This window comes from uncultured Nostoc sp. (genome assembly GCF_937863485.1).
GTDB lineage: Bacteria > Cyanobacteriota > Cyanobacteriia > Cyanobacteriales > Nostocaceae > Nostoc.
In genome coordinates this window covers 1-15,081 of the sequence record NZ_CALMFY010000230.1, presented here as the reverse complement: position 1 = coordinate 15,081, position 15,081 = coordinate 1, and the positions used below count along the sequence as shown (strand labels likewise).

General features: G+C 42.9%; 16 protein-coding genes and 1 pseudogene. 9 read left to right on the top strand and 8 right to left on the bottom strand.

Annotated features, from left to right (window positions below):
* Positions 1–116 precede the first annotated feature (116 nt).
* From Q0541_RS31380 to Q0541_RS31370, 3 genes are all read left to right on the top strand, one after another.
* Complete coding sequence (locus Q0541_RS31380) at positions 117–1,838, top strand: mechanosensitive ion channel family protein (protein ID WP_298920346.1); 1,722 nt, start codon at positions 117–119, stop codon at positions 1,836–1,838.
* A gap of 193 nt (positions 1,839–2,031) precedes the next feature.
* Complete coding sequence (locus tag Q0541_RS31375; RefSeq protein WP_298920344.1) at positions 2,032–2,733, top strand: hypothetical protein; 702 nt, start codon at positions 2,032–2,034, stop codon at positions 2,731–2,733.
* A gap of 42 nt (positions 2,734–2,775) precedes the next feature.
* Positions 2,776–2,937 (top strand): hypothetical protein, encoded by a 162-nt coding sequence (locus tag Q0541_RS31370; RefSeq protein ID WP_298920342.1) that lies wholly within the window; start codon positions 2,776–2,778, stop codon positions 2,935–2,937.
* 310 nt (positions 2,938–3,247) lie between these two features.
* Here the strand turns inward: Q0541_RS31370 and Q0541_RS31365 are convergent, their stop codons facing one another.
* On the bottom strand, positions 3,248–3,871 hold the full coding sequence (locus Q0541_RS31365; protein ID WP_298920340.1) for a hypothetical protein: 624 nt from the start codon (positions 3,869–3,871) through the stop codon (positions 3,248–3,250).
* A 459-nt stretch (positions 3,872–4,330) separates the two neighbouring features.
* Here Q0541_RS31365 and Q0541_RS31360 point away from each other — a divergent pair, with 459 nt between their 5' ends.
* Positions 4,331–4,453: a photosystem II reaction center protein Ycf12 gene (locus tag Q0541_RS31360; protein WP_298920407.1), complete on the top strand. Its 123-nt coding sequence runs from the start codon at positions 4,331–4,333 to the stop codon at positions 4,451–4,453.
* Between the two features lie 85 nt (positions 4,454–4,538).
* On the opposite strand, the gene recJ is transcribed toward Q0541_RS31360, so the two are convergent.
* Positions 4,539–6,638 (bottom strand): single-stranded-DNA-specific exonuclease RecJ, encoded by a 2,100-nt coding sequence (gene recJ, locus Q0541_RS31355; protein ID WP_298920339.1) that lies wholly within the window; start codon positions 6,636–6,638, stop codon positions 4,539–4,541.
* 81 nt (positions 6,639–6,719) lie between these two features.
* Positions 6,720–6,974, bottom strand: coding sequence for a hypothetical protein (locus Q0541_RS31350; protein ID WP_366941949.1), 255 nt, complete (start codon positions 6,972–6,974; stop codon positions 6,720–6,722).
* A gap of 75 nt (positions 6,975–7,049) precedes the next feature.
* Here Q0541_RS31350 and Q0541_RS31345 point away from each other — a divergent pair, with 75 nt between their 5' ends.
* Together Q0541_RS31345 and Q0541_RS31340 are read left to right on the top strand one after the other, a co-directional pair.
* Positions 7,050–7,805, top strand: coding sequence for an SDR family NAD(P)-dependent oxidoreductase (locus Q0541_RS31345; protein WP_298920337.1), 756 nt, complete (start codon positions 7,050–7,052; stop codon positions 7,803–7,805).
* 220 nt (positions 7,806–8,025) lie between these two features.
* Positions 8,026–8,238: pseudogene (locus Q0541_RS31340) on the top strand (hypothetical protein); the annotation flags it as partial.
* 275 nt (positions 8,239–8,513) lie between these two features.
* Here the strand turns inward: Q0541_RS31340 and pstB are convergent.
* The 5 genes from pstB to Q0541_RS31315 all read right to left on the bottom strand — a co-directional run bounded on the left by pstB (position 8,514) and on the right by Q0541_RS31315 (position 13,533).
* Positions 8,514–9,341, bottom strand: coding sequence for a phosphate ABC transporter ATP-binding protein PstB (gene pstB, locus Q0541_RS31335; protein WP_298920336.1), 828 nt, complete (start codon positions 9,339–9,341; stop codon positions 8,514–8,516).
* Positions 9,342–9,392: 51 nt separating this feature from the next.
* Positions 9,393–10,292, bottom strand: a complete 900-nt coding sequence (pstA, locus tag Q0541_RS31330) for a phosphate ABC transporter permease PstA (RefSeq protein WP_298920334.1) — start codon at positions 10,290–10,292, stop codon at positions 9,393–9,395.
* 6 nt (positions 10,293–10,298) lie between these two features.
* Positions 10,299–11,240: a phosphate ABC transporter permease subunit PstC gene (gene pstC, locus Q0541_RS31325; protein ID WP_298920332.1), complete on the bottom strand. Its 942-nt coding sequence runs from the start codon at positions 11,238–11,240 to the stop codon at positions 10,299–10,301.
* Between the two features lie 49 nt (positions 11,241–11,289).
* The gene (locus Q0541_RS31320; protein WP_298920330.1) at positions 11,290–12,291 is read right to left on the bottom strand and encodes a PstS family phosphate ABC transporter substrate-binding protein; all 1,002 of its coding nucleotides are present in this window, start codon (positions 12,289–12,291) and stop codon (positions 11,290–11,292) included.
* 84 nt (positions 12,292–12,375) lie between these two features.
* Positions 12,376–13,533, bottom strand: a complete 1,158-nt coding sequence (locus tag Q0541_RS31315) for a sulfate ABC transporter substrate-binding protein (protein ID WP_298920328.1) — start codon at positions 13,531–13,533, stop codon at positions 12,376–12,378.
* 509 nt (positions 13,534–14,042) lie between these two features.
* Between Q0541_RS31315 and Q0541_RS31310 the strand changes: the two genes are divergently transcribed.
* From Q0541_RS31310 to Q0541_RS31300, 3 genes are read left to right on the top strand one after another with little or no spacing between them, the layout of a single operon-like run.
* On the top strand, positions 14,043–14,258 hold the full coding sequence (locus Q0541_RS31310; RefSeq protein WP_298920326.1) for a hypothetical protein: 216 nt from the start codon (positions 14,043–14,045) through the stop codon (positions 14,256–14,258).
* A gap of 7 nt (positions 14,259–14,265) precedes the next feature.
* Entirely contained in the window at positions 14,266–14,691 is a 426-nt protein-coding gene (locus tag Q0541_RS31305) for a type II toxin-antitoxin system VapC family toxin (RefSeq protein WP_298920324.1), read from the top strand.
* 17 nt (positions 14,692–14,708) lie between these two features.
* Positions 14,709–14,837: a hypothetical protein gene (locus Q0541_RS31300; RefSeq protein ID WP_298920322.1), complete on the top strand. Its 129-nt coding sequence runs from the start codon at positions 14,709–14,711 to the stop codon at positions 14,835–14,837.
* Positions 14,838–15,081 lie beyond the last annotated feature (244 nt).

The following is a 15,081-nucleotide window of genomic DNA, read 5'->3' as shown; positions in this document are numbered from 1 at the left end:
AGGATTGCTATAGGCAATTAAAGTAGGACGATGACCGACACTAATATCAGCTACTCAATCACTTTCCCATAGATATGTTCCTGTTTAATCGCTTCCTCCATTCAGTAATTCGTTTTGTGCTAGTCAGTGTAATGACGATCGCAATGGTGCTTGGTTGGAGTGCGATCGCTCACAGTCAACTACCTTCCTTACCTACCGCAGCCTCCAACGATCCGCACAAACCACCTAGTGGTGTTACCCGCCTCGGTATGTATGAAATTGCGTCTGTGTATTCACCCTTAGACAGAAGCTTATTGTTTGAGATTGTCTCTCCCACTGTTTTTAATCGTAGCCAACCGCCAGAGGGATCTCTTCCAGTAGAGGTACGTGCTGAAGAAATAACGCAACGGCTCATGCGAGCGCTCAACCGAACTAACAAAGCTAAACAAACTCCTATAGTTTCTATTGCCATTCTGAATCAGGATTTAATCCTCCAGCTCAGTGACGATCAAACAACTCGTCCTTTAAGGCTGGTAACAGTAACAGAGCCAGATGCTGACTACCACGGGAAAACTCTGGAGGTATTGGCGCAGGAGTGGCAAAAAATATTACAAGCAGAAGTCGAACGCATTAATAGACTCTTCTCGCATAAGGTATTGTGGCAACGAATTGGACAGGCACTGCAAATCAGCATCGGCTTAGTGTTGGGGAGTGTTGTGTTGTGGTTATTGCGGCGAACTTTAATTCGTAAACAGACGGCATTGCAAGTTCGCCATCAAGAGCAGAAAGCTGCGGTAAAACAGGGTGTGGTCAAGCGAGCTGAGGCAGAAACATCCACAACTATTCACACAATAGAGACCAGCGAAAAGAAAACAGATGCAGACATGATCGCCCATCAGCGATCGCAGTTTCTAGAAACGATCCGGCGACAGTTCAGCCTCAAGCGCCAACTGGGGATCTATTCTCTGCTCACATGGCTACTGTTTTGGGCATTTATTCTGATGTGGTACATCGGAATTGTGGTGATCATGTATCGCGTCCCCTACCTCATGAGATGGTCTACGGAGGCTTTAGCCAGACCCCTAGCGCTACTGATTATTTGGTTTTTCATCAGTCTTGTAATTCGGATTGGCAAAACCTTAATTGACCGCCTCACTGATGTCTGGACAACCCATTCCTCTCTACCTTTGAGTGAAACTCAACGGATTGCGCTACGAGCTGCAACAGTTTCCGGGGCACTAAAAGGATTAATCACTTTTGTTTTCATCACCTTGGGTATCTTGCGGTCTCTAAACATATTTAATATGCCTACCAGTTCAATTTTGGCAGGGGGCGCTGTCATTGGTATCGCCATTTCTCTTGGTTCTCAAAGTCTGATTAAAGATTTGGTCAATGGCTGCTTGATTTTGATGGAGGATCAATTTGCTGTGGGAGATGTAATTGAGATTGGGGATAAAAGCGGACTAGTGGAAAATCTCAACTTGCGGGTAACTCAACTACGTAATAACGAAGGTAAACTAATTACCATTCCCAATAGCAATATCACGAATGTCAGCAATCTAACCCGCCTCTGGTCGCGGGTAGACTTTTCTATTGTAGTGGCGTATGAAAACGACCCCAAGCAGGTTTTAGAGATTCTCAAGCAAGTATGCAAACAATTGTATAGCGAAGTAGAATGGCGCCATCGCCTACTAGAATCGCCCCAAGTGTTGGGGATTGATGACCTATCACACATGGGTATGTTAGTGCGCGTTTGGATTAAAACGGCACCTATGGAACAATGGAGTGTTGGGCGAGAGTTCCGTCTACGGGTACGGCAAGCCTTTGAAGCCAACAATATTCAAATTGACGCAAATTGAGGATTATCAGCCGGAAACGAATAACTTATCAGAACTGCTAAAACCTTTTGCGATCGCTCTGGATTATTGGCTTCAGTTAGCTTATTTTGAATTCAAAAACTGTATCTCAAAATACTGACTTTACCATTTAACCTCTTGGTAATAGAGTGATCCAATCAATTTATATTTATTCAAAACAACAATTAACATAACAATGAAAACATTGCGGGCTTTAACGCCGATCGCGCTGGGTTTACTTACACTTACAGTCGCGAGTTCTGTGAATGCTCAAGCGATGATCGACACTGTAGACAACGGTAATTTCAGTGTGACGGGGATGACGCGAGGAAGCGGTTGCACTGTCCTTTTTAGCCCTCAAGGGGAGCTACTTCAAAATGGTCGTTCCTGTAGTTCAAGAGAAATTGGTAAAGCTCAAACTGCGATCGATACCTATCTCCGGGAGCAAGGCGCACCTGAGCGCAACAGTGACAACTCAATGCTGCAAAGACTGACCTTAATCTGCTACGGTGAAGGTCGCAAACCAAGTCTTGAAAACCGCAACAGCTATGAATGGAACTCACGTCGCGATCGCTATGAACTGCAAAATCGTGTAGAGTCTTCGACAGACGAGTTCGATTCCGAGGTTCAAGTCGAGATTCGTAATATGCAGGGAAAAATTCATCTGGGCGGAAAGCTCATCCCGCCAATTAATTCAGGAGGTAGTGATGGATGGTGGAACCTCAACAATCTCCGTGTCACACCTGAGCAAATCACGGGAAAATACCGAGTGAATGGGCTAAATCATCCGCGTGTTGAAATCGATAGACGCAGTGGACGGATTGCCATTAATGGGATTGAGCATTTCCGTGGTACTTGTGATTCAGGCGACTGGAGCAGTGGCAGAACTCGTTTCTAGTCTGCTGTATTGTTGGGTTTCGTCAAGACAAAGATGAAACCTATGTCTTCGCAGTTTTTATCTCGCTCCATCGGTGGCATCAAGACCTTCTTGTTTGGCAGTGAAGACTTCATGTTGGTGCAGACGCGATCGCAGGAGCAGTTCCTCTTTTGGCTAATTCCCAAACTGCCCACTAACACAAGCAGCAGTAGTAGTAGTAGCTAGCAGCCGTTAAACCAAACCGTGATGTTTTAATGATGCGCTTTTCCCGATTGTTGTAGCGGTGCGATGTAGAAGTTGAGTGTTAGATGTAGCGATCTGCAATGCTAATCGCTCAGACCTGCAATCAAATATGGGAACATCCACTCCTTAAAGCACAATGTATGAAACGCTGATTATTTCGTGAATAAGCATCGTCCAAGGGAATTCTCATACATTGTGCCTGAATCAAGGAATGCGAGTTTCACGTTTCTCGGCTACCTTTTAGGACATCCTCTCAGTGCCCTCCAAATTGGATTGTTTGTCCAGATAGCAACTAATTCTTACAATCCTGTGGACCCCCCGTGTAAACAATCGATTGGTAGCGTCCTTGGTCTGTTTGGATCGTTATACAGTAGTTGGTTTTGCCTTCTAGCCAGTAGCTGTAGCCCGAATCATCACTCTTGACCCATCGATAGCCCCGTTCTTTCACTGTGTTTTCTGCCTGTCCTGCCCGTGCACCCACTAAATCACTCAACCGAGCGACGGTAGTACCCGCTTCAGGCTGACGCCTAGCAGCAGCCCTACGATTTCTGTTACCTGAGTTTTGTCTAGAGGAAGCTGTATCCCAATAGACATAAATCGACTCAGTGGCAAGGCGATAAATCTGTCCTTTGTCACCCAGTCCAGCTTGTCGATAGGCAGCATCACCATTTTGATCGCGATAATTGCCGGGTCGATTACCCGAAGGGAGCAGGTCATAGCTACGACCATTTTCTAGTTGAATGCTAACCGCACCCTGACGTTGGGAAAAAGTACAGGGACCAGAAGATGTGGCGCGGTCTTCTCCTTTTGGGAATACATCGCAACGGGCATTCACAGTATCGGCTTTGACAGATACGGGAAAACTTACTGAAGCGATCGCCAGTGCTACCACTAAAAACGAATTTGAAGATTTCATTCCCATAAAACCCTTGAGTTATGACAACGAAGATGACATTTTATATCATCCCCTAGATGTGCGTTTGCTAGTTGACATTTGCAAACCCTTCTTAAACGGACAAGGGGGACAAGGGAGAAATTAATTTCCAATGCCCAACACAACTCTTCTCTACGAGAGGCTGCGCCAAGGAGAGGCTGGCGCTTAGGGCGTAGCTATACCGCAGGCTTTACGACAACTCTTGGAGACGCTACGCGTAGCTTGCTTCCCCGTAGGGATACGCTCAGTACAAGTGCCGCATCCCCCATGCCCAATCTTCCTATTTTACTTTTTTATGTCTTTTCTTATAATTTTGTTAAGTAAATTAAATTTAGCAGGCCATAGCCAGATATGATCGATTGCGGGTTTTATAACTAAGTTATTGAATTTTTCAAGACAATTGGCAGGAGAAGAGGAAAAATGTTTGACGCTGTGTCTGACTTGTTTAACGCTTTTATCAGTATCAATTGGGAAGTTATTTTCCAATTGCTGTCCGTGGCGCTAATTGTGATTGCTGGGCCAGCAGTAATCTTTTTGCTGGCATTTCGCAACGGCAACCTATAATAGTGCTGAGTGCTGACTAAGGAGTTGACAGTTAAGAGTTAGGAATGAGAAGTTAATTCATAATTCATAATTCATAACTCATCACTCAGCACTCAGCACTCAGCACTGATAACGCCTGAAGGGCAACTTGAATAATACTGTCATACTGTGGCTGAGAAATATCAACTTCTTTGGCGTTTTGACGATTAGTGCCTAGCAAACCGATTGTATGTCCTGGCTGCATGGCTAAAACTTTGCCTTCAGAATTTTTAATTCTTAATTCTGCTTCAATACCGTTTTTATAGAAACCACAAGTATAATGCCGCTGGTTGTATTCAAAAGTTGTGCTTGATGGGGTAGGTGGCGAAGCAAAAAATTGTTGAAGCTGAATTGGCAGTCTAACACCTATTAACTCTAGCTCGATGGTGGTGTTACCGTTAAAGTAATTTTCTCGCAGTTTGTAAGCGACATCGACTCGCGGTGGTAAGCGAAAATAGTCGCCCCAACGCCAAGCGATCGCTTTAATTTTGTACTCCTGATTATCAATAGTTTGAGCAATTGTCAGTTTAATGTGACCCTTACCAACGATTTTTTGCTCAACCACTTGAACATTAGGTGTCCAAAAAACTGGATCGGGGTTGTCCATACCGCAGGGGTGTAAAGCATTAAGCTGTTGATAAAGCTGCTGATTAATGTGATTGAGATTGACTTCGGCATCAATTTTGAGCAGAGGCTTGAGATGCTGAGGTTCAAGACACTGGTTAGCAAACTCAATCAAACGCGATCGCAACACCTGTAAATTCGCTGCTGGTAGAGAGAATCCCCCGGCTGCTTTGTGTCCGCCAAATTTCCCTAGTAAATCGTGACAATATTCCAAAGCTTCAAATACATGAAACTCTGGAATTGAGCGTGCTGAACCGCGTATATGTTCCTCATCCTCATAAGTACCGATAAACACGGGAACGCCATAGCGTTCGACCAAGCGGGAGGCAACGATACCAATAACGCCATGATGCCAATTGGGTTGAACAACAACTAATACACGGTCTTTTTGTAGGGACGCAACAAATTCTGTCTCTACATAAGCGATCGCTTCTTGTTCAATTTGCTCACACATTAGCTGGCGAGAGGCGTTGATTTGTTCGCACTGCATTGCTCTTTCTAGCGCCACCCCCATATCATCTGTAGTCAGCAATTCAATCACAGTCTGGGGATTACCAATCCGACCAATAGCATTAATTCGTGGCCCCAGGCGAAACCCGATATCTTCAGGCTTTAGGGATTTTGGATTTTGGATTTTGGATTTTGGATTTTCTTCCTTGCTCCCCTGCTCCCCTGCTCCCCGCGCCTGTACGCCGCCTACCTGAATTAACGCCTGCACCCCAGCCAAGTTGGATTTGGGTAAATGCTGTAAACCACGTTTTACCCAGCGGCGATTCACACCAGTTAAGGGAGCTAAATCTGCGATCGTTCCCAGTGTAAATAGTGCTAACATCGGCTGGATCAAGCCTTTAGTCTCCCCTAGTTGTTGTGCTAGAGACACTGCCAAAATGTAGGCAACACCAACACCAGCAACACCCCGATAAGGTGAGGATTCAGCTATCAGTTTAGGGTTGAGGATAGCATTCGCTGGCGGTAATTTTTGGGGGATATCGTGGTGATCGGTGATAATCACTGCAAGACCAAGTTCTCTAGCTCTAGCAACTGGTTCAAACGCAGATATGCCATTATCTACAGTCAGAATTAGTCCTACACCTTCGCTGTGGAATTCTTCAACTATGCGTTTATTAATACCGTAGCCTTCGTGCATCCGACTAGGAATAGCATAATCTACTTGTGCGCCTAAAGTGCGGAGACTACGTAAAAGTAGAGCAGTGCTAGTCATTCCATCAGCGTCGTAGTCACCGCAAATAGCAATTTTTGTTTGAGAGGCGATCGCATTTTGCAACAACTCCAAACTAATCACCAAATCTGGGAAATCTTCCAACGGCGAAGGCAAAACTAAAGACTCTGGATTTAAAAATGCTTGTACCTGTTCTGGTGTTTCCATACCCCGATTAATCAGCAACTGACTGATAATGGGGGAAATATTTGTCAAAACCGCCAGCTTTTGGGCAAATTCTGGTTTTTGTGGATAAATTTGCCAGCGCTGATTAGGTAAGCGCTTGTTAGGTTTTGATAGTTCAGATACAGCTCGGTCTAGCACAATAAAAGTTAGGAGTTTTCAGTTATGAGTGTTGAATCGAAAGTTGTTTCTTAACTCATAATTAATAACATTATTTACTATCTAAAACACGTTAATCCTACCATCATCCATAATATATAACGAGCGATCGCCCGGAGAACGCAAAGTCGGACGCAGTTCCAGCCGCAATGTGCCAAAGTTAGGTTTAGAGACAATTGCTTGTAGTGACAAACCCTTTTCGCTCCAAAATATCAGAGATGTATTTGGTTCTGTACCCTCTATTTGTTCTAAATTTAATTTCTGTCCTAGACTTAAGGATATTGCGTCAGTTCCAGAGGGTTTTTGGATTTTAATCAAGTTATGATATGGAACATGGTTCCGGCTTCCAATAAGGATAGCAGGCTGCCCATCCACCTCATCAAGGATAACATCATGCCAAACGAACGCGTCGCTTTGGTTACCGGAGCCAATCAAGGAGTCGGTTTTCAGGTCGCCAAGGAACTTGTAGCGAATGGAGTTACTGTGTTCGTCGGATCGCGCGATTTCGAGCGTGGCAAGACCGCAGCCGAAGAGATCGGGGCGGGCGCGACTGCTCTCCAAATCGATGTTACCGATCGAGTTTCGCTCGATGCTGCGGCGGAACGCATCCGCAAGGAGTTTGGTCGCCTTGATCTTCTCGTCAACAACGCGGCTATCTCCAATACAAATAAGGGGAACTTGTCGTTGGAGGAGTACTTCAAGATATCCCGCGCGAGCAACGCCCCTCTCGATGAGATTCGCGCGGTGTGGGAGACCAACGTGTTTGGCGCGCTCTCGGTATACCAAGTGATGCTTCCGCTTCTTCGCGAATCCTCAGACGCCCGCATCGTGAATGTGTCTAGCGGAGTCGGCTCGCTGACGACGAACGCGGATCCTAATTTTCCCTCTCACGCCTCCTATGGCCCGATCTATCCGGCGTCCAAGGCCGCGCTCAATGCGATGACGCTGGCCATGATGATCGAACTGGAGTCGACCGGAATCAAAGTAAACCTCGTATCGCCTGCCTTTACCAAGACGAACCTCAACGGATATGCAGGCACGGAATCCGTCGAAGATGGGTCCCGTGAGGTGGTGCGCGTTGCACTGCTCGGTCCGGATGGCCCGACGGGGACATTCACGCGCTGGGAGAACACAACGATCCCGTGGTGATCGGCAAGGCCGAAAGCACGACGCTTGGTGTACCTACTTGTAGCGGCTTGCAAATATAAACACTCCGGCTTGCAAACAAGATAATTACTGGCTCACATTAATTGCAAATAAGACTGCACTCCGGCTCCAATTAATTGCAACTGGCTTGCAATCATAAATCTCGGCTCATATTAAATGCAAATAGGCTCATGTTCAGTAGATCACAAACTTTTCCTAAAAGGGCGATCGCCAGGGCGATTTAGCCAACACTTTTGAAGTACCAAGTTACTTCCGCACTGATGCTGCCATATTTTACAAGCGAAACAACTTCCGCGCACAGGTCAATTTTAGGAATCTCTTCAACGTGGACTATTTTGAGAGTGCCCAATCTAGATTGCGCGTTTATCCTGGTGATCCATTCACCGTGCAAGGCACAATTTCTTGGGAGTTTTGACATACACAGCTATCAGTCATTTTAGACGATACTCTTTGTAAGTCACTTCTCTACCTTGGGCTGCGTCAACGTAAACACATTACTTGAAAAAGCGTAGACGCACGGTGAAGGAGTCACAGTCTTCTCTACGAGACGCTTTGCGTTCGCGTAGCCTTCCGTAAAGCCTGCGGCATAGCTTCTCTACAAGACGCTACGCCCAGCCTTGCTTTCCCAAAAGAGTACACAAGTAAATATGCAATCTTTTATGCGTAACAGCTTAGAAGTGTAATGTCTCTTTAACCAAAGCGTCCACTGATATAATCCTCAGCTTCTTTGGTTTGAGGAGAACTGAAGATTTGCGCCGTAGGATTAAACTCAACTAATTTTCCGCGACGTTTGCCATGCTCGTCAATTTCTGTATTGAAGAAAGCCGTGAAATCTGCGACTCTAGAAGCTTGCTGCATATTGTGTGTCACCATGATGATGGTATATTGCTGCTTGAGTTCTAAGCAGAGTTCTTCTACTTGACGGCTAGAAATTGGGTCGAGAGCAGAACATGGTTCATCCATTAATAATACATCTGGCTTCATAGCGATCGCTCTTGCTATGCAAAGTCGTTGCTGTTGTCCGCCAGATAACGCAGTCCCCTTCTCTTTGAGTTTGTCTTTAACTTCATCCCAGATAGCAGCGCGTCTGAGGGAATCTTCCACCAATTCATCAATGTTACCTTTATAACCGTTAGCACGCGGCCCAAAGGAAATATTTTCGTATATTGACTTGGGGAAAGGGTTCGGTCTTTGAAAAACCATTCCGACTTGGCGGCGTAATTTTACAGAATTTATCTTGGGATCGTAAATGTTGCGATCGCGATAATTCAGTCTCCCTTCTACCTTAGCTCCAGGGATTAAATCATTCATCCGGTTGAAGCAACGCAGTAAGGTACTTTTACCACATCCTGAAGGCCCAATAAAAGCAATAATTTGTTTATCAGGAATCTTGAGATAAACATCTAAAAGTGCCAAAAATCCCCCATAGTAGACCTTCACACCTTCAACGTTGAATACACCCTTGCTTTGGTCGATTGTGGCACTATCTGATTGACTTCTACTATTGCTATAAGTCACTTGGCTATTCTCCTAATATTCGTGAATGTATCCAACTAGATATTTAATTACCTAATTTATTGAGAAGCTTTGTCGAATATAAATTGCTACACCATTTAAAACTAAAATCAAGAGTAACAACGCAATAATTGTCGCTGCTGCTGCACTAGCAAAACCCGGTTCAGGACGAGTGATGTAACTATAAATTTGAATGGGTAATGCCATAAATCTCTGAAACAAACTAGGGTTAAAGGTGAGAAAACCCACAGCACCTACAACAATCAATGAGGCTGCATCACCAATAGCGCGGGATATAGAGATAATCACCCCCGTCAAAATACCAGGAACAGCATAGGGTATGACATGACTGCTGATAGTTCGCCATTTTGTGACACCTAATCCGTAAGAAGCATTTCTCAGGGAATCTGGGACAGCGCGAATTGCTTCTCTAGCTGTCACAATAATTACTGGTAAAGACAACAAAGATAAAGTCAATGCACCGGAAATTAAAGCGGGGCCAAACCCAAGTAAATAATTGAAAACTCCTAAACCTAGCAATCCATAGACAATAGAAGGCACACCCGCCAGATTACTGATATTAATCTCAATAATCGCTGTCCACCAAGCTTTAGGTGCATACTCTTCTAGATATAAAGCTGCTCCAACACCAATTGGGACAGTTACTAAAATCACAACAGCTCCTAAAAGCATACTGCTGATAATCGCAGGACGAATACCACCTTGGTCAGGAAAACGAGAAGGAGTTTCTGTGAGAAAGCCGGGTGATAAAAATCTGCCTAATCCGTCTTTCAAAATATCAAAAAGTAGCAACGCTAGGACAAATAAACCAATTAGCAATCCTAACAAAAAAAGTACTTCAAATACTTTCCCTAATTTATCTCTACTCTCAACATTATCGCTAAATTCTGCCGCAGATTCTAAAGAATCATCTTGTTGATAACTTGTAGCCATATTTATTTAGTCGTATTTTTCTTTAAAGCGATTAGCAATCCAGTAACTAACAATATTCAAAGTAAGGGTAAGTAGAAACAGAACAGCACCTACAGCATATAATGTCTTGAAATTAAGACTACCACGCGGACTATCTCCACCAGAAATTTGCGCCATGTAAGCTGTCATTGTTTCTATTGATTCCGCAAAATTAACAGTTAGTCTTGGTTGTTGTCCGGCGGCGATCAGGACAGTCATTGTTTCACCTACAGCGCGAGAAATACCCAAAATAATTGAGGCTATGATTCCAGAAAGTGCGGCTGGGAGAACTACTTTAAAAATGGTTTCTAGTTTAGTGATACCTAAAGCATAAGCTCCTTCTCGCAAAGAACGGGGAACTGCTCGGATAGCATCTAAGCTGATAGAACCAACAGTAGGAGTAATCATTACCCCCATCATTAACCCCGCACTCAAAGCGTTGAATATTTCCAGAGGGATAAAATTCCGCAGCAATGGTGTAAGGAACAACAGCGCAAAGTAACCATATACTACCGTTGGTATTCCTGCCAAAAGTTCCACCGCTGGACGTAAAATTGCCGCAACTTTAGGTTCAGCATATTCACTCAAATAAATAGCAGAAGATAAACCCAAAGGAATAGCAACTGCCATTGCAATAGCTGTAGTTAAGAAAGTGCCATTAATCAATGGCCAAACGCCAAAATGTTTATCGGCAAATAAAGGTGTCCATTTACTATCGAGAAAGAATTGGGCAAAGGAGACTTCTTGGAAAAAACCGAATGTCTCCTGAAAGATAATTATGACAATCCCAAAGGTAGTTAAAACTGAAACTAAAGCACAAGCAAATAAAACTGCCGCAACAATCTTTTCTGAGATATCTTCAGATGGATTTTTATCCAGTGACTGTCTGGATAGTAGATAAGGCTCGTCTTGAGAATTGGTATTTTGCATAAACAGTTAAGTTTTAACTACATTCAGACTACAATGACTAGGACTTTATTTAAATGAAGTTTGTGATCGGTTCACCTGGTTTTGCTTTTTTAAACTTTGTCCCAGTTTCACCAGTAGCAAATTTTTGTTTGACTTTGAGGTAAGCTTCATCAGGTAATGCTACATAACCAACACTATCAACCCACTTCCAAGAATTTTCTAGATAAAAATCTACAAATTCTTTGACTGCTGGCTTAGTATCTAAGGATTTTTTACTTACATAGATGAACAGAGGACGAGACAAAGGTGTATAGATATTTTTAATTACATTATCCACCGGCACTGGTTTTTCACACTTTCCTGTAAGACTTTCTACAGCAACTAGATTCAGTTTTTCTTGATTTTGAATATAGTAAGATATGCCTACATAACCCAAGGCTGATACATCACCTGACACTCCTTGTACGAGAAGGTTTTGATTCTGAGTAGCAGTGTAGTCTGTCCGGCCATTCTTGGCTTTGCCAGTCACAGCTTGAGTCATATAATCGAATGTTCCCGTATCAGAAGATGGAGCATACAGCTTCAGTTTTTGGTTAGGAAACTTGGGATTAACTTGATTCCATCTCAATACTTTACCGTCTGATTTGCCGCCCCAAATCTTACCCAGTTCCTTAATAGTTAAACATTTGGCAAAGTTATTTTGGCGGTTAGCAATCACAGCGATGCCATCTAAAGCTATAGGTAACTCGACAAATTCAATATTCTTACTTTTACATTTTTTGATTTCTTCATCTCTAATAGTGCGAGAAGCACCAGCTATATCAAGATCGCCATTACAAAATTTACTGAAACCACCACCAGTACCGCTTGAGGCAACGCTTACTTTAGCTTCAGATTTGACTTTCCCGTATTCTTCTGCAACTGCTAAAGAAATAGGAAAACCTACAGCTGCACCATCAATACTCACCTGACTTTTCTTTTCCTCGTCGCTGCTACAAGCAGTGCTACTGCTGGCAATAATCATTAAAAATATCAGGAAAAAGCTATCCTTAAATCTGCTACGAAAGCTCATAAATTATTAATTGAGTAAAGTGACTGAGAATTCCTTATGCTTGGCTATCTGCTAGTAGATAATTTTGCACGAAAAGTATAGATATCATGCTTTGCTAGCAGCTTTAACTTTGTCAAAAATAGCCCCTTCTCCAAAAAACTTTTTCTGGATAATATCCCAGCCACCTAAATCTTGAGATGTGAATAAAGTTTTAATAGGCTGATATTGTGATGCTACTTCTTGGGTGACAGTGGGGTTAACAGGACGATATTGTAATTTAGCAAATTCTCGTTGAGCTTCTGTCGAGTAAAGAAAATCAACAAATGCTTGTGCAACTTCCCTTGTACCGTGTTTATCAACGTTTTTATCAACTACGGCTACAGGATTATCAATGGAAATATTGACTTGGGGTACAACATAAGGTAGTTGAATCCCATTTTTTCCTGCTAAAATTACTTCATTCTCGTAGTTGATTAAGACATCACCCTGATTTTGTTGGAAAAATAAATTGCTAGCTTCACGAGCATCTTTCGTCAGAATAGGAGTGTTTTTATAAACTTTGGTGACGTAATCTAACGCTGTCGCTTCGTCACCTCCGGTTAGACTCACGGAACCCCAAAAAGCCAAGAATTCCCAGATAGCAATACCAGAAGTTTTTGGGTTAGCGGCAATCACTTTTACGCCATCTTTTGCTAAGTCTGCCCAAGTATTGATGCCTTTGGGATTGCCTTCGCGGGTGACGATCGCAGCAACCGATTTACTAACAATACCATTTCTTGGAGCTTTGGTTTCCCAACCTGATTTAATCAAACCTGCAAGAGCAATTTTACTGACATCCAGAGGAAGTGCCAAGTGTACTATATCTGCTTCTTGCGAACCAGCAATCACAGCCGCCGCTTGAGCGCCAGAACCCCCATAACTTTGCTCAAATGTGACGTTTTGGTTGTGTTCTTGCTTCCATTTTTCTACAAATTTGGGAATTATCTGGTCATGAGCTGCTTTGGTAACAGAGAAAGAAACGAGTTTCAGCTTGACATCATTTTTGCTAGCTGAACTGCTTCCAGAGCAGGAGGCAACTGCTATACTCAAAAAAGCACCTACTAAAAACAGACTCACAAAGCTTTGCACAGTGTGTCCATTCAACCAACTTTTAATTGTCTGTTTATACGAGAGTTGTATAGTCTGCAAAGCTTTCATGGCATAAGCCTGCATCCCCTCAGTCAGGAATTTACTTAATTGTGTCAGTTGTTGCGACTTGCTCATCAGAATACACCCCTAAATCTACGGTATTTCTAGACGGATGCCGTAATTAAAATGATTATAGGGTATATAGAACATTAGTTCTCATCTGGCTTCAATTTTTTTTATTAAGTCAGCATTTGATCATCAAAGTAGCAAAGGTAGGGTACAAGCTCTGTACTCTGCCCAACTCCAAAAAGCTGATTTATTTACAGCCTACATAGGTTATTTGTGTATAGAATTGCCACTAAAATTTATTGGTAAAAATTGGGAAAAAGCGAAAATTTTTCCTCCTTTTGTCTGTAAAAGAGCAAGACCAGTGCAACTTCACAGACGCAGAATCTCGGATTCTGATAAATAGCTCAGAGCAGGGATTTAACCAACATTAGTTCAGTTGGTGACTTAGCCAATTCTGAAATAATCGATATAATTCGTAAAACAGCTATAAGTATCTTCACTAGTTATTACGTCGTCTACTCTACCCGTATTGCTACAACTAGCTTAGGATAGACTAAAAGCACTTTTTGCAAACAATGGTAGAAAAAATCACAGCTGTGTTCAATGGCAAAGTGTTCTATCCGGCTGAACCGATCGCACTGCCAATCAATACCCGCGTGCGAATCAGTATTGAAATTTTACCGCCAGGTGAACATGAAACGGTATCATTTCTGCAAACGGCGCGATCGCTCAACTTAGATGGGCCACCTGACTGGTCTACCAATATAGATAAATATTTGTACAGTAAGTAAACTTTCCATGCATTCTGAAGTCTTTCTTGATACATCATTTGCCATTGCCTTATCTGCACCGAGCGATCGCTTGCATGACCGAGCCTTACATCTGGCTAAAATGTTACAAGCGGCAGAAACACGTTTGGTGACAACACAGGCGGTGATGTTGGAAATTGGCAATGCTTTATCCCAACGACCTTATCGTCAAGCGGCAATCATATTATTAAATTCTCTAGTAGCAGACTCCAAAGTCGAAATTGTTCCTCTCTCCCAGGAACTCTACGAACGTGCTTTCGAGTTATATCGGGAACGAACAGAGAAAGAATGGAGATTTGGGGATTGCGTATCTTTTATTGTGATGCAATATAGCGGAATCACTGAAGCACTAACTGCTGATGAGCATTTTCAACAAGCAGGCTTTCGAGCATTACTGCGAGAAAATTTACCTTAAAGATGGGGGATTAGGGAGTGGGATTAAGTATTGAGAAAATGAATATTTTGGAGGTGGAAAGAAGTCGGGAATCAGAAAAATCTGCAACTCTCAGTTTGCGATCGCAACTTTATGACTATTGGATAATGACTAAAAAAGTTAGATAACTGACATGGTATGTATGTAATTCATCAAAATTTAGCTTTTCTAATAGGGATTGATTTAGCAGGGATACCTTATATTCATTCATAAAAATCTCTACTGGTAGTTTGGAAAGTTCTATTGTTATTTCGTGGAGCAAGAATTACTATCGCCACAAATTGGTGGAAACCAATAGACATAGGAGTGAAATTAAATATGCGTTATTCAGAACCTTTGTATAAATGTAGCAGTGCTACGTCTCTACATTAG

Coding starts and splice junctions, on each gene's coding strand:
- Q0541_RS31310 (WP_298920326.1), top strand. CDS start 14,043: ATGGTAGAAAAAATCACAGCTGTGTTCAATGGCAAAGTGTTCTATCCG.
- pstC (WP_298920332.1), bottom strand. CDS start 11,240: ATGCAAAATACCAATTCTCAAGACGAGCCTTATCTACTATCCAGACAG.
- Q0541_RS31370 (WP_298920342.1), top strand. CDS start 2,776: ATGTCTTCGCAGTTTTTATCTCGCTCCATCGGTGGCATCAAGACCTTC.
- Q0541_RS31375 (WP_298920344.1), top strand. CDS start 2,032: ATGAAAACATTGCGGGCTTTAACGCCGATCGCGCTGGGTTTACTTACA.
- Q0541_RS31320 (WP_298920330.1), bottom strand. CDS start 12,291: ATGAGCTTTCGTAGCAGATTTAAGGATAGCTTTTTCCTGATATTTTTA.
- pstA (WP_298920334.1), bottom strand. CDS start 10,292: ATGGCTACAAGTTATCAACAAGATGATTCTTTAGAATCTGCGGCAGAA.
- Q0541_RS31365 (WP_298920340.1), bottom strand. CDS start 3,871: ATGAAATCTTCAAATTCGTTTTTAGTGGTAGCACTGGCGATCGCTTCA.
- Q0541_RS31315 (WP_298920328.1), bottom strand. CDS start 13,533: ATGAGCAAGTCGCAACAACTGACACAATTAAGTAAATTCCTGACTGAG.
- Q0541_RS31305 (WP_298920324.1), top strand. CDS start 14,266: ATGCATTCTGAAGTCTTTCTTGATACATCATTTGCCATTGCCTTATCT.
- Q0541_RS31345 (WP_298920337.1), top strand. CDS start 7,050: ATGCCAAACGAACGCGTCGCTTTGGTTACCGGAGCCAATCAAGGAGTC.